Genomic DNA, 21,957 nt, shown 5'->3' on the forward strand with positions numbered 1-21,957 from the left:
CTGTGTATTAAGAAGAAAGGGTACGAATCAAGTTCGAATAATCTTCTTTAATGTCGTGGCTCTCTTCACGCAGCTGAGCAATCTTACGACAAGCATGCAGTACCGTCGTGTGGTCACGACCACCGAATGCATCGCCAATCTCAGGCAAGCTATGGTTTGTTAGCTCTTTCGCCAGTGCCATCGCCAATTGACGTGGACGAGCAACAGAACGAGAACGACGCTTAGACAATAGATCAGCGACTTTGATTTTGTAGTACTCGGCTACTGTCTTTTGAATGTTATCAATAGTGACCAGTTTTTCTTGCAGTGCAAGTAGGTCACGCAGTGCTTCACGCACGAAGTCGATCGTGATCGGGCGGCCAGTGAAGTTTGCATTCGCAATAACACGGTTCAATGCGCCTTCCAGTTCACGAACGTTAGAGCGTAGACGCTTGGCAATAAAGAACGCCACTTCATCCGCAAGGTGAATTTGGTGGTCTTCGGCTTTCTTCATCAAGATCGCAACACGTGTCTCAAGCTCTGGTGGCTCAATCGCTACCGTCAAACCCCAGCCGAAACGAGATTTAAGACGATCTTCTACCCCGTTGATCTCTTTTGGATAACGGTCAGACGTTAGGATGATCTGTTGGTTGCCTTCAAGCAGCGCGTTAAAGGTATGGAAGAACTCTTCTTGAGAACGCTCTTTATTAGCAAAGAATTGGATGTCATCGATAAGCAATGCATCAACACTACGGTAGTAGCGCTTAAATTCTTCGATCGCGTTGTTTTGCAGAGCCTTTACCATATCCTGAACAAAACGCTCTGAGTGCATGTAAACCACTTTCGCATTCGGCTTATTATCAACAATGGCGTTACCCACCGCATGCAACAAGTGCGTTTTACCTAAACCAGTGCCGCCGTATAGGAACAACGGGTTGTAGGCTGTACCTGGGTTATCAGAAACCTGACGTGCCGCAGCCAAACCGAGTTGGTTCGACTTACCTTCAACAAAGTTATTGAACTTATGTTTTGGGTTCACGTTTGAGCGGTGATTCAAGTCAACCGCGACAGGCTCTTCATCACGCCAGATATTATGGACAGGTTTGCGAGCTTGTAATTGCGCAGGTGCTGATGACTCAGCGGCCACATCAGCTGCAGTGCGAGTCTGAGTTGGTGTCGGTGTCGCAGGCTTTGGTGCAATCACACGCTTGCTTCCCACTTCAAAATGAAGATGTGGGATATCGTTACCGCAATATTCTTGCAGCAGACGGTTAATGCTATTTAGATACTTATCACGAACCCAATCGAGTACGAAACGGTTCGGTGCAAATAGAGTTAGAGTATTGTCATTGAGTTCCGCTTGTAACGGACGAACCCACATACTGAATTCTGTAGCTGGTAACTCTTCTTGAAGCTGTTGCAAACACTGCAACCAAAGCGAAGATGACACGGTGCCCTCACTCTATTTAAAGTAATATGAAATGACCGCTAATTTTACCTGTTGATAAGTCAGATCACCAGCAATTGATCACAGATCCAGTGAATAAGATCCAAGTTATTCACAATAAATTTGTAATTTATCGGTGGATCCACACATCTTGCCCCTAATTTACTCACACAATGATCCACTTATGCCCGGATCCTTGCTAGTTATCCCCAAATCGGGAATTCAATCTGGTTATGGTTAATAACATCTGGTTATTTATTCTAGTGAGCATTTTCCCAGTAACATCCAAACCCATAAATATAAGGAGTTACCAAATGAATAACTGGATTAAGGCTGCAATTGCGGCTATCGCACTCTCTGCTGCTACTGTTCAAGCTGCGACTGAAGTTAAAGTCGGCATGTCTGGTCGCTATTTCCCGTTTACGTTCGTTAAACAAGACCAGCTACAGGGTTTTGAAGTGGATTTATGGGATGAGATCGGTAAGCGTAACGATTACAAGGTTGAATACGTAACGGCAAACTTCTCTGGTCTGTTTGGTCTTCTTGAAACGGGTCGCATCGATACCATTTCAAACCAAATTACAATGACGGATGCACGTAAAGCGAAATACCTATTCGCAGACCCATACGTAGTAGACGGCGCACAAATTACCGTTCGTAAAGGTAATGACAGCATTAAAGGCATCGAAGACCTTGATGGCAAGACGGTTGCGGTAAACCTAGGCTCAAACTTTGAACAACTGCTTCGCAGCTACGACAAAGATGGCAAGATCAATGTAAAAACCTACGATACAGGTATTGAACATGACGTGGCACTGGGTCGTGCCGATGCATTCGTAATGGATCGCCTATCAGCACTAGAGCTTATCAAGAAGACTGGTCTACCATTACAACTAGCAGGTCAGCCATTCGAAACAATTGAAAACGCTTGGCCTTTCGTCGACAACGATAACGGCAAAAAACTGCAAGCAGAAGTAAATGAAGCATTAGCAGCAATGCGCGCAGATGGTACGCTAGAAAGTATCTCTCAGAAATGGTTTGGTGCGGACATTACTCAGAAGTAATTACTCACTTTCTCCATTCAAGGCCCACTGCTTTATACAGCGGTGGGCTTTTTGCTTTTGTGCACTGATTAAAAAACCTGATACAACAGTACTTACATATAGAACAACACTGCCAATAAAAATACGAGATAGATTATGGGATTTGACTTTAATTACATGCTAGAGCTGTTGCCAATACTACTGAAGTATTTAGGCACCACGATGGAGATGGCGACCTGGGGCTTGTTCTTTGCTCTGATCCTGTCTCTGATACTGGCGAATATTCGTGTATTCAAAATCCCAGTGCTCGACCAACTGAGCCAGCTGTACATTAGCTTCTTCCGAGGCACACCACTGTTGGTGCAGCTGTTCCTCCTTTATTACGGCTTACCACAAGTCTTCCCGTGGATGGTTGGGTTGGATGCCTTCAGCGCCGCTGTGATTGGCTTAACCCTGCACTTTGCCGCGTATATGGCAGAAAGTATTCGTGCCGCGATTATCGGTATTGATCGCAGCCAGATGGAAGCCAGCCTTTCGGTCGGTATGACAACCAGCCAAGCGATGCGCCGAGTGATCTTACCGCAAGCAACTCGCGTGGCACTGCCGTCGTTGATGAACTACTTCATCGATATGATCAAGTCGACTTCACTTGCCTTCACCCTAGGTGTCGCCGAAATCATGGCTAAAGCTCAGATGGAGGCTTCTTCAAGTTTCCGCTTCTTCGAGGCTTTCTTAGCAGTCGCACTGATTTACTGGGGCGTGGTGGTTATCCTCACTCGTATTCAAATTTGGGCCGAAGTGAAACTGAATAAGGCGTATGTACGATGATCAAATTACAAAATATCCACAAGCAGTTTGGTGACACCGAAGTTTTGAAAGGGATCGACCTAGAAATCAAACAAGGTGAGATAATTGTCATCATAGGTTCAAGTGGTACGGGTAAATCTACCCTACTGCGTTGTGTGAATTTTCTAGAGCAAGCCGATCAAGGCACGATTTCGATTGATGATATCAAGGTTGATACTCAGAAACACACTAAGGCAGAGGTGCTTGCACTGCGTCGTAAGACCGGTTTTGTGTTCCAAAACTATGCACTGTTCGCTCACCAAACCGCGAGACAGAATATTGCTGAAGGTTTAATTACCGTTCGTGGTTGGAAAAAACAGCAAGCCCATGAAAAAGCACAACAAATACTTGATGATATTGGCTTAGGTGACAAAGGTGATAGCTACCCAGCCGCGCTCTCTGGTGGCCAGCAACAACGGGTGGGTATTGGCCGTGCAATGGCACTACAACCCGAGCTTTTACTGTTTGATGAGCCGACTTCAGCGCTCGATCCTGAGTGGGTTGGCGAAGTGCTTAACCTAATGAAAAAACTGGCAAATCAGCATCAAACCATGCTGGTGGTTACCCATGAAATGCAGTTCGCGAGAGAGGTCGCAGACCGAGTGATCTTCATGGCTGACGGTCATATTATCGAGCAGGGATCTCCACAGGATATTTTTGGTAATCCACAGGATCCTAAATTAAAAAAATTCTTAAATAAGGTTGGGATCGACTAAGGATCCTTGTGATTTTAGTTATTCTACGTATAATCCCCCGACCGGAATTTTAGTTAACCCAATCATTGACACTTTTTGTGACAGTGATTACAATTCCGCCTCTTTGTTGAGAGGCGTCGGTTTTCCTTTCTTATATAAAGAAGAGAAAAAATGCCCACGCCGGGTTTAACAAAAACCTAAAACTACTGATCAGTAAGGTAATTACAATGAAACGCACTTTTCAACCTACAGTTCTAAAGCGTAAGCGTACTCACGGTTTCCGTGCTCGCATGGCTACTAAGAACGGTCGCGCAACAATCAATGCACGTCGTGCAAAAGGCCGTAAGCGTCTTTCTAAGTAATCTTTGATTATTTTGAATAAGCTAGCCTTCGGTCGGGAGTTACGCTTGTTAACTCCCGAACATTATCAAAATGTCTTCAAGCAAGCTCATCGAGCTGGCTCCCCTCATTTCACCATCATTGCCCGAAATAACTCTCTTTCAAATCCTCGTCTTGGATTAGCCGTTCCGAAAAAGCAGATTAAAACCGCCGTGGGTCGTAACCGATTCAAGCGTCTTACTCGTGAAAGCTTTCGTAACACTCAACACAAACTTCCTAACAAAGATTTTGTTGTAATCGCTAAGAAGAGCGCGCAAGATTTAAGCAATGAAGAAATGTTCAAGCTACTCGACAAATTATGGCTTCGCCTGTCTCGCCCTTCGCGTGGATAGCGCTAATACCCATCTATTTTTATAGATGGTTTATTAGTCCACTCATCGGCCCACGCTGCCGATTTACTCCAACCTGCTCTTTATATGCGATAGAAGCGTTGAAAGCTCACGGTTTTGTAAAAGGGTGTTGGTTATCAGGCAAACGTCTATTAAAATGCCATCCTTTGAACGAAGGGGGCTTTGACCCCGTTCCACCAGTCCAAAAACAAGACAGAGATAAATAACGATGGATTCTCAACGTAATATCCTGTTAATCGCATTGGCTTTGGTTTCTTTCCTACTGTTCCAACAATGGAACGTAGCTCAGAATCCAGCACCACAAGCGGTTGAGCAGGCACAATCTGGCAGCACCCTACCAGCGCCATCTTATGCAGATGATCTAGACCCGGCTCCTGGTCAAGTTGCTTCTTCTGCTAAAACTATCACAGTAACAACTGATGTACTGACTCTGTCAATTGATACGGTTGGTGGTGATGTCGTTAAAGCAAACCTAAACGATTACTCTGCTGAGTTCGATTCTGAAGATACGTTTGTTCTTCTTAAAAACGAACCAGGTCACCAATTTATCGCACAAAGCGGTCTAGTGGGTCCTCAAGGTATCGATTTAAGCAGCACAAACCGCCCAAGCTACACAGTTTCAGCAGACAGCTTCACGCTTGCTGATGGTCAGGATGAACTACGCATCCCGATGACTTACCAAGCGAACGGCCTTGATTACACGAAAACATTCATCCTTAAGCGTGGCAGCTACGCAATGGATGTTGAATACGATGTAGTCAACAACTCTGGTAACAACGCGACATTCGGCATGTACGCTCACCTGCGTCAGAACGTAATGGATGACGGCGGTAGCCTAACAATGCCAACTTACCGTGGTGGTGCTTACTCTACGGAAGATACGCGTTACAAAAAATACAGCTTCGACGACATGCAAGATCGCAACCTGTCTCTTAACCTAGCAAACGGTCAAGGTTGGGCAGCGATGATTCAGCACTACTTTGCAAGTGCATGGATCCCACGCGACGAAGCAGGCAGCAACCTTTACACTCGTGTAATTGGTAACCTTGGCGACATCGGTGTTCGCATGCCGAACAAAACCATCGCTACTGGCGACGAAGCAAACTTCAAAGCAACGCTTTGGGTTGGTCCTAAACTTCAAGACCAAATGGCTGCTGTTGCACCTAACCTAGACCTAGTAGTTGACTACGGTTGGTTATGGTTCATTGCTAAACCACTTCATACTCTGCTTTCGTTCATTCAAGGCATCGTTGTGAACTGGGGTCTGGCAATCATCTGTCTAACTTTCATCGTTCGTGGTGCTATGTACCCACTAACGAAAGCTCAGTACACGTCTATGGCGAAAATGCGTATGCTTCAGCCTAAGCTGACTGCAATGCGTGAGCGTATCGGCGACGACCGTCAACGCATGAGCCAAGAAATGATGGAGCTTTACAAGAAAGAGAAAGTAAACCCACTAGGTGGCTGTTTACCTATCCTTCTGCAAATGCCTATCTTCATTTCGCTATACTGGGCACTAATGGAGTCTGTTGAACTGCGTCACTCACCGTTCTTCGGTTGGATTACTGACCTTTCAGCACAAGACCCATACTACATCTTGCCACTTCTGATGGGTGCTTCAATGTTCCTAATCCAGAAGATGAGCCCGACAACTGTAACGGATCCAATGCAGCAGAAGATCATGACCTTTATGCCGGTTATGTTCACATTCTTCTTCCTGTTCTTCCCTTCAGGTCTGGTTCTATACTGGCTAGTATCGAACATCGTAACTCTGATTCAGCAAACGCTTATCTACCGCGCGCTGGAAAAGAAAGGCTTACATTCTAAGTAAGTTCGATAATAGAAAGAGACAAAGAAAGGCGACCAAAAGGTCGCCTTTTTGTTTTTAGCTGATTACAATTCAGCTAATTGATTAATCGTGAGCGCCCCTTTTTGGCTTTCACATGCTAGCAGGCACAACTATGACTACAGATACGATTGTTGCTCAAGCGACTGCACCCGGCCGTGGCGGCGTCGGTATTATTCGCGTTTCAGGCCCACAAGCAGCCCAAGTTGCGCTTGAAGTTACCGGCAAAGTACTGAAACCACGTTACGCTGAGTACACCCCTTTTAAATCTCACGATGGTTTAGAGCTAGACCAAGGCATCGCGCTTTACTTTCCTAACCCGCACTCGTTTACCGGTGAAGACGTATTAGAGCTACAAGGCCACGGTGGCCCTGTGGTAATGGATATGCTCATCAAGCGCATCCTCGCGATTCCAGGGCTACGCGCAGCACGCCCTGGTGAGTTCTCGGAGCGTGCCTTCTTGAACGACAAGATGGATTTAACCCAAGCAGAAGCGATTGCTGACCTCATTGATGCCAGTTCAGAAGAAGCGGCGAAATCAGCTCTGCAATCGTTGCAAGGTGAGTTCTCGAAACGCATTAATACGCTGGTGGACTCTCTGATTCACTTACGCATCTATGTTGAAGCCGCTATCGACTTCCCAGAAGAAGAGATTGATTTCCTTGCTGACGGTAAAGTAAGTGCTGACTTACAAGCTATCATCGACAACCTCGAAGCGGTTCGCCAAGAAGCCAATCAAGGTGCCATCATGCGTGAAGGTATGAAGGTGGTGATTGCAGGTCGTCCTAATGCCGGTAAGTCGAGCTTACTGAATGCATTATCGGGTAAAGACTCCGCGATTGTGACTGATATTGCAGGTACAACCCGTGATGTACTTCGTGAACATATCCATATTGATGGTATGCCACTGCACATTATTGATACCGCAGGCCTGCGTGAAGCCTCGGATGAAGTCGAAAAAATCGGTATTGAACGCGCTTGGGAAGAAATTGCTCAAGCCGATCGCGTTTTATTTATGGTCGATGGCACCACTACCGATGCAACCGACCCGAAAGATATCTGGCCAGATTTCGTTGATCGTCTGCCGAATAACATCGGAATGACCGTGATTCGTAACAAAGCCGATCAAACCGGTGAAGATCTCGGGATTTGCCATGTTAATGATCCAACTCTGATTCGACTATCAGCAAAGACGGGACAAGGCGTTGATGCACTACGTAATCACTTAAAAGATTGCATGGGCTTTGCTGGTGGCAATGAAGGTGGCTTCATGGCACGTCGTCGCCACTTAGATGCCCTAGAACGCGCATCTGAGCATCTAGATATTGGCCAGCAACAGCTCGAAGGCTATATGGCAGGGGAAATCTTGGCAGAAGAACTGCGTATAACGCAGCAACACCTTAACGAGATTACTGGTGAATTCAGTTCCGATGACCTACTCGGCCGTATCTTCACCTCTTTCTGTATTGGTAAATAACCTTTAAAGGCCGGCTCATGCTGGCCTTTTTCTTTAGTAAGGACAGCTTAATGATCCACATTATTACAGGCAGCACCTTAGGTGGTGCAGAGTACGTTGGCGATCACCTTAATGATCTTCTTGAAGAGCAAGGCCACGAGATCACCCTTCATAATCAGCCTGAATTCGATGATATTCCCCAACAAGGCTTTTGGTTGCTGGTGACTTCAACTCATGGTGCGGGTGAATTTCCAGATAATATTAAGCCGTTTATCGACGCATTGACCCAGCAATCTCCAGATTTAAGCCCGGTTCGCTTTGCTGTCGTGGCGCTTGGTGATTCGAGTTACGATACCTTCTGTTTGGCGGGAAAATCAGTCCACAGCCAGATGAAAGAGCTCGGTGCTCAGCCTATTTCTGACTGTTTTACCATCGATGTATTGGAAACTCCGGTACCAGAAGACGCAGCAGAAGCTTGGTTCAACGATCATAGCGACCAGTTTTAACCTCTCTCCTCTCTCAAAAAGCGGCTTATGCCGCTTTTTTTGTCTCTGAACATCGTGATTGTGAATAACTTTTTTTCAAAAACATCGAAAATTAACGATCTATTTTCAATTTCTGCTGTGGATAAGATCATACATATACGGTGATTAACCTATAGTTATCCAAATAACAAGTTTTAGGCTAATTTCCTCCTGTGAATAAGTAGCCATTTTGATCCCAGCTAATCCTCATCCTGATCAAAGTTAGATCACATCATTTGATCCAAAAAAGATCCATGATCTCGTTGATCATTTTCGACTTATCCACAGATACCCTCGATCCTAATAATAGATCTAATAAAAGATCTCCTTAAAGATCTTATCTATATTAATTAAAAACAGCTTTTTCGAAAAATCCCAAAAACGTTTTCTCAGGCTATGAAAACAGGTAGAATATCGCTCCTTTTTATCAATCTAGAAAACGTTTGAATACCTGAGGTCGGTTCATGCTTTATCACGAAAAATTTGACGTCATCGTTGTTGGTGGTGGCCATGCAGGAACGGAAGCCGCACTCGCATCTGCACGTACTGGTCAAAGTACGTTATTGCTTACTCATAATATCGATACACTAGGACAAATGTCTTGTAACCCAGCCATTGGCGGGATCGGTAAGGGCCACTTGGTAAAAGAGGTCGATGCAATGGGTGGATTAATGGCGCAAGCTATTGATCATGCAGGTATTCAGTTCAGAACATTGAACGCATCAAAAGGCCCTGCGGTTCGTGCTACTCGTGCACAAGCTGACCGCGCACTGTACAAAGCCTTTGTTCGTAACGTTCTTGAAAACACGCCAAACCTGACTTTGTTCCAACAGTCGGTTGATGACTTGATCGTTGAACAGGATCAAGTGGTAGGTGTGGTAACGCAGATGGGCCTTAAGTTCCGCGCAAGCGCAGTGGTTCTGACTGTGGGCACATTCCTAGGCGGCAAGATCCATATTGGTATGGAAAGTTCTTCAGGTGGCCGTGCTGGTGATCCACCATCGATCGCACTGGCTGACCGTCTTCGTGATCTTCCATTCCGAGTTGATCGCCTGAAAACAGGTACTCCTCCTCGTATCGATGCGCGTAGCGTTGATTTTTCTGAGCTTGAGGTTCAGCACGGTGATAACCCGACGCCTGTTTTCTCGTTCATGGGCAGCCGAGCTCAACAACCTCGTCAAATTCCATGTTACATCACGCATACCAATGAAAATACGCATGACGTAATTCGTGCCAACCTTGATCGCAGCCCTATGTACGCGGGTGTGATTGAAGGCATTGGCCCTCGTTACTGCCCTTCGATTGAAGACAAAGTAATGCGTTTTGCTGACAAGAACAGTCACCAAATTTTTATTGAGCCAGAAGGTCTAACGACTCACGAGCTATACCCGAATGGTATCTCTACCAGTCTGCCGTTTGATGTACAGGTTCAAATTGTTCGTTCGATGAAGGGCTTTGAAAATGCTCATATCGTTCGCCCTGGCTATGCGATTGAGTACGATTTCTTTGATCCTCGCGACCTTAAGCTGACTTACGAAACTAAGTTTATCAAAGGTCTATTCTTTGCGGGTCAAATCAACGGTACCACTGGCTATGAAGAAGCGGCTGCACAAGGCTTGATGGCCGGTCTGAATGCAAGTTTGTTTACTCAAGGCAAAGAAGGCTGGAGTCCACGTCGTGACCAAGCTTACATGGGCGTGCTTATCGACGACCTATCTACCATGGGTACCAAAGAACCTTACCGCATGTTTACGTCTCGCGCGGAATACCGTCTGCTGCTTCGTGAAGACAACGCCGATATCCGCTTGACTGAAAAGTCGCGTGAACTTGGCCTTGTTGATGACGCTCGTTGGGCTCGTTTCAACGAGAAGATGGAAAACATGGAGAAGGAGCGTCAACGTCTGAAAGAGACTTGGATTAATCCAAAATCTGAAGATATTGATCAACTGAACCAAATTCTGAAAACACCAATGTCTCGTGAAGCGAGCGGTGAAGATCTTCTTCGTCGCCCTGAAATGACTTATTCACAGTTAACCGCATTGGATCGTTTTGGTCCTGCACTGGAAGATCAACAAGCGTCTGAGCAAGTTGAGATCCAAGTGAAGTACGATGGTTACATTCAGCGTCAACAAGACGAAATTGAAAAATCACTGCGTCATGAAAACACCAAACTGCCTGCTGATATCGATTACAGCAAGGTAAAAGGACTTTCTAACGAAGTGGTTCTTAAACTAACGACAGCTAAGCCTGACTCAATTGGTATTGCTTCGCGAATTTCAGGTATCACACCTGCAGCAATCTCAATTCTGTTGGTTTACTTGAAAAAACACGGCCTGTTGAAAAAAGGTGAGGAAGCATAATGAGCGCATTACGCGAAAAACTGGATCACCTTATTGGCCAGACTGAACTTGAAGTATCTGAAAAACAACGTGGCCAGTTGGTTGGCTACGTTGAGTTACTGAACAAGTGGAACAAAGCTTATAACCTAACATCAGTTCGTGACCCACAAGAAATGATGGTGAAACATATCTTAGATAGCATCATTGTTAGCACTCACTTACAAGGTAAGCGCTTTATCGATGTGGGTACGGGACCTGGTCTTCCTGGGATTCCGCTCTCAATCATGAATCCAGACTGCGAGTTTTACTTGCTAGACAGCCTAGGTAAGCGTATTCGTTTTATCAAACAGGTGATTCATGAGCTGGGTATCGACAACGTGGTACCGGTTCAAAGTCGCGTTGAAGAATTTCAACCAGAAGAAAAGTTTGATGCAGTGCTCAGTCGTGCATTTGCGTCAATGACAGACATGGTAGAGTGGTGTCACCATTTACCTAAAGAGCAATCCGGTGTATTTTTGGCTCTTAAGGGACAACATCCTAGAGACGAAATCGACCTGTTACCTGAATGGTGTTCAGTGACAGACATTAAAGCTTTGCAAGTGCCAGAGCTTGATGGAGAGCGTCATCTAGTTACTTTATCGCGTCAGGGATAATCAGCGAGGCCATAGTGGGTAGAATCGTAGCAATTGCCAACCAGAAGGGTGGCGTAGGAAAAACAACAACTTGCATTAATTTAGCAGCATCAATGGCGGCAACAAAACGCAAGATATTGGTTGTTGACCTCGATCCTCAAGGTAATGCCACTATGGCGAGCGGTGTCGATAAGTATCAAGTTGAAGCAACTGCTTACGATTTGCTGGTTGAAGACACCCCATTTGATGAGGTAGTTTGCCGAAGTACATCTGGCAATTATGACCTCATCGCCGCAAACGGTGATGTGACTGCGGCAGAAATCAAGTTAATGGAAGTATTTGCTCGTGAAGTTCGTTTAAAAAACGCACTCGAATCCATTCGCGACAACTATGATTTCATCTTTATTGATTGCCCACCTTCATTGAACCTTCTTACAATCAACGCGATGGCTGCGGCCGATTCCGTATTGGTTCCTATGCAATGTGAATATTTTGCTTTGGAAGGTTTGACTGCGTTGATGGATACCATCAGTAAGCTCGCTGCGGTAGTAAACGAGAATCTGAAGATCGAAGGTCTTCTGCGTACAATGTATGATCCTCGTAACCGCTTATCGAATGAAGTCTCTGATCAACTCAAAAAACACTTCGGTAGCAAAGTTTACCGAACTGTGATCCCTCGAAATGTACGTTTGGCAGAAGCGCCGAGTCATGGCAAGCCAGCAATGTACTACGACAAGTATTCCGCAGGTGCTAAGGCATATCTTGCTCTTGCAGGCGAAATGTTGCGTCGTGAAGAAGTCCCAGTATAGGTCTAACCAAAGGAATTCGCTCAATGTCTAAGCGTGGTTTAGGAAAAGGGTTAGATGCATTACTTGCAACTAGCTCATTGGCTCGTGAAAAACAACAAGTTGCTTCTCATAGTCAGGCTTTGTCTGCAGAAGGCGAGTTCACAGAGATTGCTATCGGTAGCTTGAAGCCAGGCGTATATCAACCGCGTAAGGATATGGCGCCAGAAGCGCTAGAAGAGCTGGCCGCATCTATTCAATCTCAAGGTATTATTCAACCGATCGTCGTGCGTCCTTTAGCGTATGGACAATATGAGATTATTGCTGGTGAGCGCCGTTGGAGAGCTGCGCGTCAAGCTGGCTTAAAACAGGTGCCGTGCTTGGTCAAGAAGGTTGAAGACAAAGCTGCGATTGCGATGGCATTGATTGAGAACATTCAGCGTGAAGACTTGAATGTTATCGAAGAAGCACAAGCGCTAGAGCGCTTACAGAACGAATTCGAGCTGACACATCAACAAGTCGCCGAAGTGATCGGTAAATCGAGAGCAACGGTTAGTAACTTATTACGTCTAAATCAGTTAGAAAATGAAGTAAAAGGTTTAGTTTCCAATAAACAACTGGAAATGGGTCATGCTCGAGCATTGCTTGCGCTTGAAGGTGATACCCAGATTGAAGCAGCCAACACTGCGGCAACCAAAAAAATGACCGTGCGTCAAACTGAGCAGCTTGTCAAAAAGTGCTTAAAACCAGACGTTGAAGGTGAATCGAAGCCTGAAGACACAGAAGCTATCGAACTTTCACGAAGACTCACGGAAAAATTGCAAGCAAACGTTTCAGTTACTCGTTCTGTTAGCGGTAAGTCAAAAGTGACAATTACTCTTGATGAGCCTCACAAATTAGAGCAACTTATTGCTAAACTAGAGTACTAAATGAGATAATTGATTTAGGTCAATTATGTAATAAACAAGTAATTTCGTACAAAAGTTGTAGGTTTGTATACAAAAATGTAAATGATTGCTGCATTGTTATTGCAATCAATTTGGCTGAACGTATAATTTTCGCCAATTTCTCAGCACGCTTTTAAGCGAGTAGTAAAGAAGGCTTAAAAGAGGAACGAATACATGGTAGCGGCGTTAGCAAGACCAGGACGAGTGCTTGCAAAGCAAATGTTATTGATCGAGCTTAGCGCGGTTATATTAGTGGCGATAGGGTTAGGTTTAGCTGTTAATCCTGATTGGGGTTTTGCTGCATTAATCGGTGGCGGTATTTTTGTCATCGCAAATGCAGTTTTTTGTGTGTGTGCTTTCCTATTTAGTGGAGCTCGCGCAACTAAGTTAGTTGCGGCGTCGTTCTATGCAGGCGAAGCGCTAAAAATCCTTATCACAGTTCTACTATTCTCTATTGTCTACATGTATATGCAGGTGGAATTAGTTCCCCTCAAACTGACCTATTTACTGGTTCTAGGTATTAATATCTTTGCGCCAGTGCTTTTCATTAACAATAAAAAATAGGATGAGTTATGGCTGCGCCAACAGCATCCGGATACATTGAGCACCACTTACAAAACCTTTCTTTAGCTAAGTTTGGTCTTGTAGAGGAGACAAGTTTCTGGAACGTACATATAGACAGTCTGTTTTTTTCGGTGTTGACAGGGATGTTATTCCTTTGGGTTTTTCGCTCAGTCGCTAAGAAAGCAACAGTAGGTGTACCTGGTAAGCTTCAGTGTTTTGTTGAAATGGTAGTTGAATTCGTTGATGGCAACGTTAAAGACACTTTCCATGGCCGCAACCCTCTGATTGCTCCATTAGCACTGACTATATTCTGCTGGATTATTTTAATGAACTTGATGGACTTAGTGCCTATCGATTTCTTACCATATCCTGCGGAGCATTGGCTAGGTATCCCTTATTTGAAAGTGGTTCCTTCAGCTGATGTTAATATAACCATGTCAATGGCCTTAGGTGTTTTTGCTCTGATGATCTACTACAGCATCAAAGTAAAAGGCTTAGGTGGATTCGCCAAAGAACTTGCTTTACATCCATTTAATCACCCAATCATGATCCCGTTTAACCTACTGATTGAAGTGGTATCGCTACTCGCGAAGCCTCTATCACTTGGTATGCGTCTATTCGGTAACATGTTCGCAGGTGAGGTTGTATTCATTCTTTGTGCGGCAATGCTACCGTGGTATTTACAATGGGTAGGCTCTCTACCTTGGGCTATCTTCCATATCTTGGTTATTTTGATTCAAGCATTTGTTTTCATGATGTTAACAATTGTTTATTTATCAATGGCCCATGAAGATGGCGATCACTAAAAATTTTTAAGTTTTATTCTAACTATTAATGTTAATCGGAGAACGTAAATGGAAACTGTACTAAGTTTTTCAGCAATCGCTGTTGCTATTATTGTTGGTCTTTGTGCCGTAGGTACTGCAATTGGTTTTGCTATTCTTGGTGGTAAATTCCTAGAAGGCGCTGCGCGTCAACCTGAAATGGCTCCAATGCTACAAGTTAAGATGTTCATCATCGCTGGTCTACTGGATGCTGTTCCAATGATCGGTATCGTAATCGCACTACTATTCACGTTTGCTAACCCATTTGTTGGTCAACTAGCAGGCTAATTAACTGTTAATTAGTTAATTAAATTTTTGTAGTTGATTCTTAACGAGGGGTAGCTGTTGTGAATATGAACGCAACTCTGTTAGGTCAAGCAATTGCTTTTTCTATGTTTGTTTGGTTCTGCATGAAATATGTATGGCCACCAATCATGCAAGCAATTGAAGAGCGTCAGAAAAAAATTGCTGACGGTCTAGTAGCCGCTGAACGTGCTGCTAAAAACTTGGATCTAGCACAAGCCAACGCTTCTGACCAATTGAAAGAAGCGAAGCGCACCGCAACTGAGGTTATTGAACAGGCAAATAAACGCAAGGCTCAAATTATTGATGAAGCTCGCGAAGAGGCTCAGGCAGAACGCCAGAAAATCTTAGCGCAAGCGGAAGCCGAAATTGAAGCTGAGCGCACACGTGCCCGTGATGACCTGCGCAAACAAGTCGCAACTCTGGCAATTGCTGGTGCTGAGAAAATCCTTGAGCGTACAATCGATAAAGATGTACACGATGATCTTCTTAACAACATTACTGCAAAACTTTAAAGCAAGGGGCTGTATATGTCTGATTTGACTACAATCGCACGCCCCTATGCTAAAGCAGCGTTTGACTTTGCGGTAGAGAAAGGTGAGCTAGACCAATGGGGTCAGATGCTTACTTTTGCTGCCGAAGTGGCACAAAATGATGATGTTCACAATTTCTTAAGCAGCTCTCAAACTGCTGAAAAATTAGCTGAAGTATTCATTGTAATTTGTGGCGAACAATTTGATGAATTCGGCCAGAACTTGATAAAAGTAATGGCAGAGAATGGCCGCTTAATGGCTTTTCCTGATGTTTGCAAAGAGTTCTTATTGCTCAAACAAGAGCACGAGAAAGAGATCGACGTTGAAGTCACTTCAGCGGTTGAACTTTCTAAAGAACAACGCGCAGAGATCAGCAGCAAATTGGAACAGCGCTTAGCGCGCAAAGTTCAGCTGAATTGCAGTATAGATGAGACTCTACTTAGTGGAGTTATTATTCGAGCCGGAGACCTAGTCATCGATAACTCAGCGCGCAGTCGTTTAGACCGCCTGAGCGATGCATTGCAGTCTTAATGGGGATTGGAGCATGCAACTTAATTCCACTGAAATTAGCGATCTAATTAAACAACGTATTGAATCTTTCGACGTTGTTAGTGAAGCTCGCAATGAAGGTACTATCGTTTCTGTAAGCGATGGCATCCTTAGCATCCACGGCCTAGCGGACGTGATGCAAGGTGAAATGATCGAACTACCGGGTGGCCGTTACGCTCTAGCACTGAACTTGAACCGTGATTCGGTTGGTGCTGTTGTAATGGGCCCGTATGCTGACCTACAGGAAGGCATGAAAGTTACAGGTACTGGTCGTATTCTAGAAGTACCAGTAGGTCCTGAAATGCTTGGTCGTGTTGTAAACACGCTAGGTGAGCCAATTGATGGTAAAGGTCCAATCGAAGCTAAATTGACTTCGCCTGTAGAAATTATCGCACCAGGTGTAATCGACCGTAAATCGGTAGATCAACCTGTTCAAACTGGTTACAAGTCTGTTGACTCAATGATCCCTATCGGTCGTGGTCAACGTGAACTAGTAATCGGTGACCGTCAGACTGGTAAAACAGCAATGGCGATCGATGCGATTATTAACCAAAAAGATTCTGGTATTTTCTCTATCTACGTAGCTATCGGCCAAAAAGCGTCGACTATTGCTAACGTAGTTCGCAAACTAGAAGAGCACGGCGCACTAGCAAACACTGTTGTTGTTGTTGCATCGGCTTCTGAATCTGCAGCGCTGCAATACCTTGCACCGTATGCTGGTTGTGCGATGGGCGAATACTTCCGTGATCGCGGTGAAGATGCACTGATTGTTTATGATGATCTATCTAAGCAAGCTGTCGCTTACCGTCAGATCTCACTACTGCTTAAGCGTCCACCAGGTCGTGAAGCGTTCCCTGGTGATGTTTTCTACCTTCACTCTCGTCTACTAGAGCGTGCTGCTCGTGTAAGCGAACACTACGTAGAAGAATTCACTAAAGGCGAAGTGAAAGGCAAGACGGGTTCTTTAACTGCTCTTCCTATCATCGAAACGCAAGCTGGTGACGTATCTGCATTCGTACCGACGAACGTAATCTCGATTACCGATGGTCAGATCTTCCTACAAACTGAGCTATTCAACGCGGGCGTACGTCCAGCTGTTGACCCTGGTATCTCAGTTTCTCGTGTAGGTGGTTCGGCGCAGACTAAAATCATCAAGAAGCTATCTGGCGGTATCCGTACTGCTCTAGCTCAATACCGTGAACTTGCAGCATTTGCTCAGTTCTCTTCGGATCTTGATGAAGCGACTAAGAAGCAGCTAGACCATGGTCAAAAAGTTACAGAACTGATGAAGCAGAAGCAATACGCTCCTATGTCTGTATTTGACCAAGCTCTAGTAATCTTCGCTGCAGAGCGTGGATACCTTCAAGACGTTGAACTTTCTAAAGTTCTAGACTTTGAAGCTGCTTTACTGTCGTTTGCTCGTGGTCAATATGCCGATCTAGCAACACAGATCGACACAACGGGTGCTTTCAATAAAGAAATCGAAGCTGAGCTGAAGAAGCTTGTTGACGATTTCAAGGCAACCCAGACCTGGTAATTGGTAGGTGGTCTTAGGGCCACCTCATACCATTAACGGAGAGTAACGATGGCCGGCGCAAAAGAGATACGTAATAAAATCGGTAGTGTTAAAAGCACACAGAAGATTACGAAAGCAATGGAAATGGTAGCAGCTTCAAAAATGCGTCGTTCTCAAGACGCAATGGAAGCTACTCGTCCATATGCAGAAACAATGCGTAAAGTGATCGGTCATTTGGCTAATGGTAGCCTCGAGTATAAGCATCCTTATCTTGAGGAACGTGAAGCCAAACGTGTTGGTTACATCATCGTTTCTACAGACCGTGGTCTTTGTGGTGGTTTGAACATTAACTTGTTCAAAAAAGCCATGAACGACATGAAAGATTGGTCTGAGAAAGGTGCTGACGTTGAACTTGCAATTGTAGGTTCAAAAGCGACAGCATTTTTCAACAACAGCGGCGCGAAAGTAGCAGCTCAAGTTTCTGGTCTGGGCGATCGCCCAAGCCTTGAAGACTTGATTGGCTCTGTAAGCGTTATGCTGAAGAAATATGATGAAGGCGAATTGGATCGCCTGTTCGTAGTGTTCAACAAGTTTGAAAACACTATGGTACAAGAACCAACGATCGATCAATTACTTCCTTTGCCTAAATCAGACAGCGAAGACATGAAACGCGATCATGCTTGGGACTACATTTATGAGCCTGAGCCAAAACCACTACTAGATGCACTACTGGTTCGCTACGTCGAATCTCAAGTATATCAAGGTGTGGTCGAGAACCTTGCTTGTGAGCAAGCGGCTCGAATGATTGCTATGAAATCAGCAACAGATAACGCTGGTGACATTATTGATGACTTAGAACTTGTGTACAACAAAGCGCGTCAAGCGGCAATTACACAAGAACTTTCTGAGATCGTTTCAGGCGCAGCTGCGGTTTAAGCTTAGGTAAAACTAAATAGTTAGAGGATTAACGATGGCTACAGGTAAGATCGTACAGATCATCGGTGCGGTAGTCGACGTAGAGTTCCCACAGGGTGAAGTACCTCGTGTATACGACGCTCTGAATGTTAATGAAGTACAAGAACGTTTAGTTCTTGAAGTTCAGCAACAACTTGGCGGTGGCGTAGTTCGCGCAATCGTAATGGGTAGCTCTGATGGTTTACGTCGTGGTTTGACAGTTGAAAATACTGGCGCTCCAATCTCAGTACCAGTAGGTACTAAGACATTGGGTCGTATCATGAATGTCCTAGGTGACGCGATTGATGAGTGTGGCGAGATTGGTGCTGAAGAGCATTACGCCATTCACCGTGAAGCTCCAAGCTACGAAGAGCAGTCTAACGAGACAGCTCTTCTAGAAACTGGTGTTAAAGTAATCGACTTGATTTGTCCATTCGCTAAGGGTGGTAAAATCGGTCTATTCGGTGGTGCTGGTGTAGGTAAGACCGTTAACATGATGGAACTTATCAACAACATCGCACTTCAACACTCAGGCCTATCTGTATTTGCAGGTGTAGGTGAGCGTACTCGTGAAGGTAACGATTTCTACTTTGAGATGCAGGAAGCAGGTGTTGTAAACATCGAAAAACCTGAAGAATCAAAAGTAGCGATGGTTTACGGTCAGATGAACGAGCCACCAGGTAACCGTCTACGTGTTGCCCTGACTGGCCTAACAATGGCAGAGCGCTTCCGTGACGAAGGTCGTGACGTTCTACTGTTCGTTGATAACATCTACCGTTACACACTAGCAGGTACTGAAGTATCAGCACTTCTAGGTCGTATGCCTTCTGCGGTAGGTTACCAACCTACACTGGCTGAAGAAATGGGTGTTCTACAAGAGCGTATCACGTCAACTAAAGCTGGTTCTATCACGTCTGTACAGGCGGTATACGTACCTGCGGATGACTTGACTGACCCGTCTCCAGCAACAACGTTCGCTCACTTGGATGCAACGGTTGTACTTAACCGTAACATCGCATCTATGGGTCTATACCCTGCGATCGACCCGCTAGATTCTACTTCACGTCAACTGGATCCATTGGTAGTTGGACAAGAGCACTACGACATCGCTCGTGGCGTTCAGTCTACTCTTCAGCGCTATAAAGAGCTGAAAGATATCATTGCTATCCTAGGTATGGACGAGCTATCTGAAGAAGATAAGCAAGTTGTATCTCGTGCTCGTAAGATTGAGAAGTTCCTAACTCAGCCTTACCACGTAGCGGAAGTATTTACAGGTGACCCAGGCATTTACGTACCTCTTAAAGAGACTCTACGTGGCTTCCAAGGTCTTCTATCTGGTGAATACGATGACATTCCAGAGCAAGCGTTCATGTACTGTGGTGCAATTGACGAAGCTATCGAGAATGCTAAGAAGCTATAAGGCTAACTAGGAGGCGATATGGCAGCAATAACCTTTCACCTAGACGTTGTAAGTGCAGAGAAACAAATTTTCTCAGGCCTTGTTGAGACGTTTCAGGTGACCGGTAGTGAGGGTGAACTTGGTATTTTCCATGGTCACTGTCCACTGCTGACCGCTATCAAGCCTGGCATGGTGCGTATTGTTAAGCAGCACGGCCACGAAGAAATCATTTATGTTTCTGGTGGTATGGTAGAAGTTCAGCCTGGTACAGCAACTGTACTGGCTGATACAGCTATCCGTGGTGAAGAGCTAGACGCAGCAAAGGCGGAAGAAGCTAAGCGCAAGGCTGTGGAGAATATCCAAAATCAGCATGGCGACATAGACTTCGCACAAGCGGCCGGTGAACTGGCTAAAGCCATTGCTCAGTTACGAGTTATCGAACTGACAAAACAGCGTCGTTAATCTTTTTAAGATTACAGACTCTGAGATAAAGGCGACCTAAGGGTCGCCTTTTTGCATTTTTAGATTCTCAAAAATGCTTCTTTTACGTATCACTACTGGTTAAATGGTTATTGCGATTTAATTTTTTGCCCAAAAACGGTTACAATATCGGCTTAATAAAAATAACGTTGGATAGGTTTACAATGAAGTTTAGCGCGGTAATTCTCGCGGCGGGCAAAGGCACTCGCATGTATTCAAACACACCAAAGGTTCTGCACACACTTGCGGGTAAGCCAATGGTGAAGCATGTTATCGATACATGTAATGGTCTAGGCGCTCAAAACATCAACCTGGTTTACGGCCACGGTGGTGATCAGATGAAGGCTACCTTAGCTGAAGAATCTGTAAACTGGGCACTGCAAGCTGAACAGCTCGGCACAGGTCACGCTGTGGATCAAGCATCTGCACATTTCGCTGATGATGAAAAAGTATTGGTGCTCTACGGTGATGTTCCACTGATTTCACCTGAAACCATTGAAAACCTATTAGACGCTCAACCAAACGGTGGTATCGCGCTACTTACTGTCGTGTTAGACAACCCGATGGGCTACGGACGTATTATTCGTCGTAATGGCCCTGTTGTGGCTATCGTTGAACAGAAAGATGCAACGGATGAGCAGAAGCTTATCAAAGAGATCAATACCGGCGTTATGGTGGCGACTGGTGGCGATCTGAAGCGCTGGTTGTCAGGTCTAAGCAACGACAACGCACAGGGTGAATATTACCTGACTGACGTTATCGCTGCGGCTCACGACGAAGGTCGTGCAGTTGAAGCGGTACACCCAGTAAGCCCAATTGAAGTGGAAGGCGTTAACGATCGTTCGCAACTGGCTCGCCTAGAGCGCGCTTACCAAGCTACGCAAGCCGATAAGCTATTGAAGCAAGGCGTGATGCTACGCGACCCTAGCCGCTTTGATCTACGCGGTGATCTGCAGTGCGGTATGGATGTCGAGATCGATACTAACGTTATCATTGAAGGCAGTGTCAGCATTGGTGATAATGTGGTTATTGGTACGGGATGTGTACTGAAAGACTGTGAGATTGACGACAACACCATCGTTCGTCCATACAGCGTTATTGAAGGGGCAACGGTGGGGGAAGACTGTACCGTTGGTCCATTCACTCGCCTACGTCCGGGTGCCGATATGCGTAATAACTCGCACGTCGGTAACTTTGTTGAAGTGAAGAACACTCGCCTTGGCGAAGGCTCTAAAGCCAACCACCTGACTTATCTTGGGGATGCTGAAATTGGTCAGCGCGTAAACGTGGGTGCGGGTGCAATTACTTGTAACTACGATGGGGCGAATAAGTTTAAGACCATTATTGGTGATGACGTGTTTGTTGGTTCAGATAGTCAATTAATAGCGCCTGTTACGATTGGTAATGGTGCGACGGTTGGTGCTGGCTCTACCGTAACACGCGATGTTTCTGAAAATGAGCTAGTTATCAGCCGTGCGAAAGAACGTAAGATTGCTGACTGGCAGCGTCCGACTAAGAAAAAGTAGTCTCTTAATAAATAAGATGAT

At 45.2% G+C, this 21,957-nt stretch carries 24 protein-coding genes; 23 read left to right on the forward strand and 1 reads right to left on the reverse strand.

Features of this window, described 5'->3' with window-relative positions; genetic code table 11:
* Positions 1-7: 7 nt before the first annotated feature.
* Complete coding sequence (dnaA, locus tag AB4329_RS00880) at positions 8-1,429, reverse strand: chromosomal replication initiator protein DnaA (RefSeq protein ID WP_017058808.1); 1,422 nt, start codon at positions 1,427-1,429, stop codon at positions 8-10.
* A 311-nt stretch (positions 1,430-1,740) separates the two neighbouring features.
* Between dnaA and AB4329_RS00885 the strand changes: the two genes are divergently transcribed.
* From AB4329_RS00885 to glmU, 23 genes are all read left to right on the forward strand, one after another.
* Positions 1,741-2,490 carry an amino acid ABC transporter substrate-binding protein gene (locus AB4329_RS00885; protein WP_009848135.1) on the forward strand — a complete coding sequence of 250 codons (750 nt, stop codon included), beginning with the start codon at positions 1,741-1,743 and terminating at the stop codon, positions 2,488-2,490.
* A 135-nt stretch (positions 2,491-2,625) separates the two neighbouring features.
* Positions 2,626-3,297: an amino acid ABC transporter permease gene (locus tag AB4329_RS00890; protein WP_009848134.1), complete on the forward strand. Its 672-nt coding sequence runs from the start codon at positions 2,626-2,628 to the stop codon at positions 3,295-3,297.
* Positions 3,294-4,031, forward strand: coding sequence for an amino acid ABC transporter ATP-binding protein (locus tag AB4329_RS00895; protein WP_017058807.1), 738 nt, complete (start codon positions 3,294-3,296; stop codon positions 4,029-4,031). Before AB4329_RS00890 ends, AB4329_RS00895 begins: the two co-directional genes overlap by 4 nt.
* A 206-nt stretch (positions 4,032-4,237) precedes the next feature.
* A complete protein-coding gene (rpmH, locus tag AB4329_RS00900) occupies positions 4,238-4,372 on the forward strand; it encodes a 50S ribosomal protein L34 (protein WP_004735800.1) in 135 nt (44 codons plus the stop codon).
* 45 nt (positions 4,373-4,417) lie between these two features.
* Positions 4,418-4,741 (forward strand): ribonuclease P protein component, encoded by a 324-nt coding sequence (gene rnpA / locus AB4329_RS00905; protein WP_017055478.1) that lies wholly within the window; start codon positions 4,418-4,420, stop codon positions 4,739-4,741.
* Positions 4,708-4,965, forward strand: coding sequence for a membrane protein insertion efficiency factor YidD (gene yidD, locus AB4329_RS00910; protein ID WP_004735802.1), 258 nt, complete (start codon positions 4,708-4,710; stop codon positions 4,963-4,965). Before rnpA ends, yidD begins: the two co-directional genes overlap by 34 nt.
* Before the next feature lie 2 nt (positions 4,966-4,967).
* The gene (gene yidC, locus AB4329_RS00915; protein WP_017058806.1) at positions 4,968-6,590 is read left to right on the forward strand and encodes a membrane protein insertase YidC; all 1,623 of its coding nucleotides are present in this window, start codon (positions 4,968-4,970) and stop codon (positions 6,588-6,590) included.
* Between the two features lie 130 nt (positions 6,591-6,720).
* Positions 6,721-8,082, forward strand: a complete 1,362-nt coding sequence (gene mnmE / locus AB4329_RS00920; protein WP_029235098.1) for a tRNA uridine-5-carboxymethylaminomethyl(34) synthesis GTPase MnmE — start codon at positions 6,721-6,723, stop codon at positions 8,080-8,082.
* Between the two features lie 50 nt (positions 8,083-8,132).
* Positions 8,133-8,567, forward strand: coding sequence for an FMN-binding protein MioC (mioC, locus tag AB4329_RS00925; RefSeq protein ID WP_017058804.1), 435 nt, complete (start codon positions 8,133-8,135; stop codon positions 8,565-8,567).
* A gap of 482 nt (positions 8,568-9,049) precedes the next feature.
* Positions 9,050-10,945, forward strand: coding sequence for a tRNA uridine-5-carboxymethylaminomethyl(34) synthesis enzyme MnmG (mnmG, locus tag AB4329_RS00930; RefSeq protein ID WP_017058802.1), 1,896 nt, complete (start codon positions 9,050-9,052; stop codon positions 10,943-10,945).
* Positions 10,945-11,577, forward strand: a complete 633-nt coding sequence (rsmG, locus tag AB4329_RS00935; RefSeq protein WP_017058801.1) for a 16S rRNA (guanine(527)-N(7))-methyltransferase RsmG — start codon at positions 10,945-10,947, stop codon at positions 11,575-11,577. Before mnmG ends, rsmG begins: the two co-directional genes overlap by 1 nt.
* A 14-nt stretch (positions 11,578-11,591) precedes the next feature.
* Positions 11,592-12,365 carry a ParA family protein gene (locus AB4329_RS00940; RefSeq protein WP_136978676.1) on the forward strand — a complete coding sequence of 258 codons (774 nt, stop codon included), beginning with the start codon at positions 11,592-11,594 and terminating at the stop codon, positions 12,363-12,365.
* A gap of 23 nt (positions 12,366-12,388) precedes the next feature.
* Positions 12,389-13,270 carry a ParB/RepB/Spo0J family partition protein gene (locus AB4329_RS00945; RefSeq protein ID WP_372073275.1) on the forward strand — a complete coding sequence of 294 codons (882 nt, stop codon included), beginning with the start codon at positions 12,389-12,391 and terminating at the stop codon, positions 13,268-13,270.
* A gap of 192 nt (positions 13,271-13,462) precedes the next feature.
* Positions 13,463-13,852, forward strand: a complete 390-nt coding sequence (locus AB4329_RS00950) for a F0F1 ATP synthase subunit I (RefSeq protein WP_017058798.1) — start codon at positions 13,463-13,465, stop codon at positions 13,850-13,852.
* 8 nt (positions 13,853-13,860) lie between these two features.
* Positions 13,861-14,658, forward strand: coding sequence for a F0F1 ATP synthase subunit A (gene atpB / locus AB4329_RS00955; RefSeq protein ID WP_017058797.1), 798 nt, complete (start codon positions 13,861-13,863; stop codon positions 14,656-14,658).
* Positions 14,659-14,706: 48 nt separating this feature from the next.
* Positions 14,707-14,964, forward strand: coding sequence for a F0F1 ATP synthase subunit C (gene atpE / locus AB4329_RS00960; RefSeq protein ID WP_004411110.1), 258 nt, complete (start codon positions 14,707-14,709; stop codon positions 14,962-14,964).
* Between the two features lie 59 nt (positions 14,965-15,023).
* Complete coding sequence (atpF, locus tag AB4329_RS00965; protein WP_032545592.1) at positions 15,024-15,494, forward strand: F0F1 ATP synthase subunit B; 471 nt, start codon at positions 15,024-15,026, stop codon at positions 15,492-15,494.
* 15 nt (positions 15,495-15,509) lie between these two features.
* Positions 15,510-16,043 (forward strand): F0F1 ATP synthase subunit delta, encoded by a 534-nt coding sequence (gene atpH / locus AB4329_RS00970; protein ID WP_017058795.1) that lies wholly within the window; start codon positions 15,510-15,512, stop codon positions 16,041-16,043.
* A gap of 13 nt (positions 16,044-16,056) precedes the next feature.
* Entirely contained in the window at positions 16,057-17,598 is a 1,542-nt protein-coding gene (atpA, locus tag AB4329_RS00975) for a F0F1 ATP synthase subunit alpha (protein WP_017063023.1), read from the forward strand.
* A gap of 48 nt (positions 17,599-17,646) precedes the next feature.
* Positions 17,647-18,513, forward strand: a complete 867-nt coding sequence (atpG, locus tag AB4329_RS00980) for a F0F1 ATP synthase subunit gamma (RefSeq protein WP_017058793.1) — start codon at positions 17,647-17,649, stop codon at positions 18,511-18,513.
* 34 nt (positions 18,514-18,547) lie between these two features.
* Positions 18,548-19,951: a F0F1 ATP synthase subunit beta gene (gene atpD, locus AB4329_RS00985; RefSeq protein ID WP_017058792.1), complete on the forward strand. Its 1,404-nt coding sequence runs from the start codon at positions 18,548-18,550 to the stop codon at positions 19,949-19,951.
* Between the two features lie 18 nt (positions 19,952-19,969).
* Complete coding sequence (locus tag AB4329_RS00990; protein ID WP_017058791.1) at positions 19,970-20,392, forward strand: F0F1 ATP synthase subunit epsilon; 423 nt, start codon at positions 19,970-19,972, stop codon at positions 20,390-20,392.
* A gap of 182 nt (positions 20,393-20,574) precedes the next feature.
* Positions 20,575-21,936 carry a bifunctional UDP-N-acetylglucosamine diphosphorylase/glucosamine-1-phosphate N-acetyltransferase GlmU gene (gene glmU / locus AB4329_RS00995; protein ID WP_017058790.1) on the forward strand — a complete coding sequence of 454 codons (1,362 nt, stop codon included), beginning with the start codon at positions 20,575-20,577 and terminating at the stop codon, positions 21,934-21,936.
* The last annotated feature ends 21 nt before the right edge of the window (positions 21,937-21,957 follow it).

The sequence above is a fragment of the Vibrio sp. 10N.261.54.A5 genome, assembly GCF_041471145.1.
Taxonomy (GTDB): domain Bacteria; phylum Pseudomonadota; class Gammaproteobacteria; order Enterobacterales; family Vibrionaceae; genus Vibrio; species Vibrio crassostreae_C.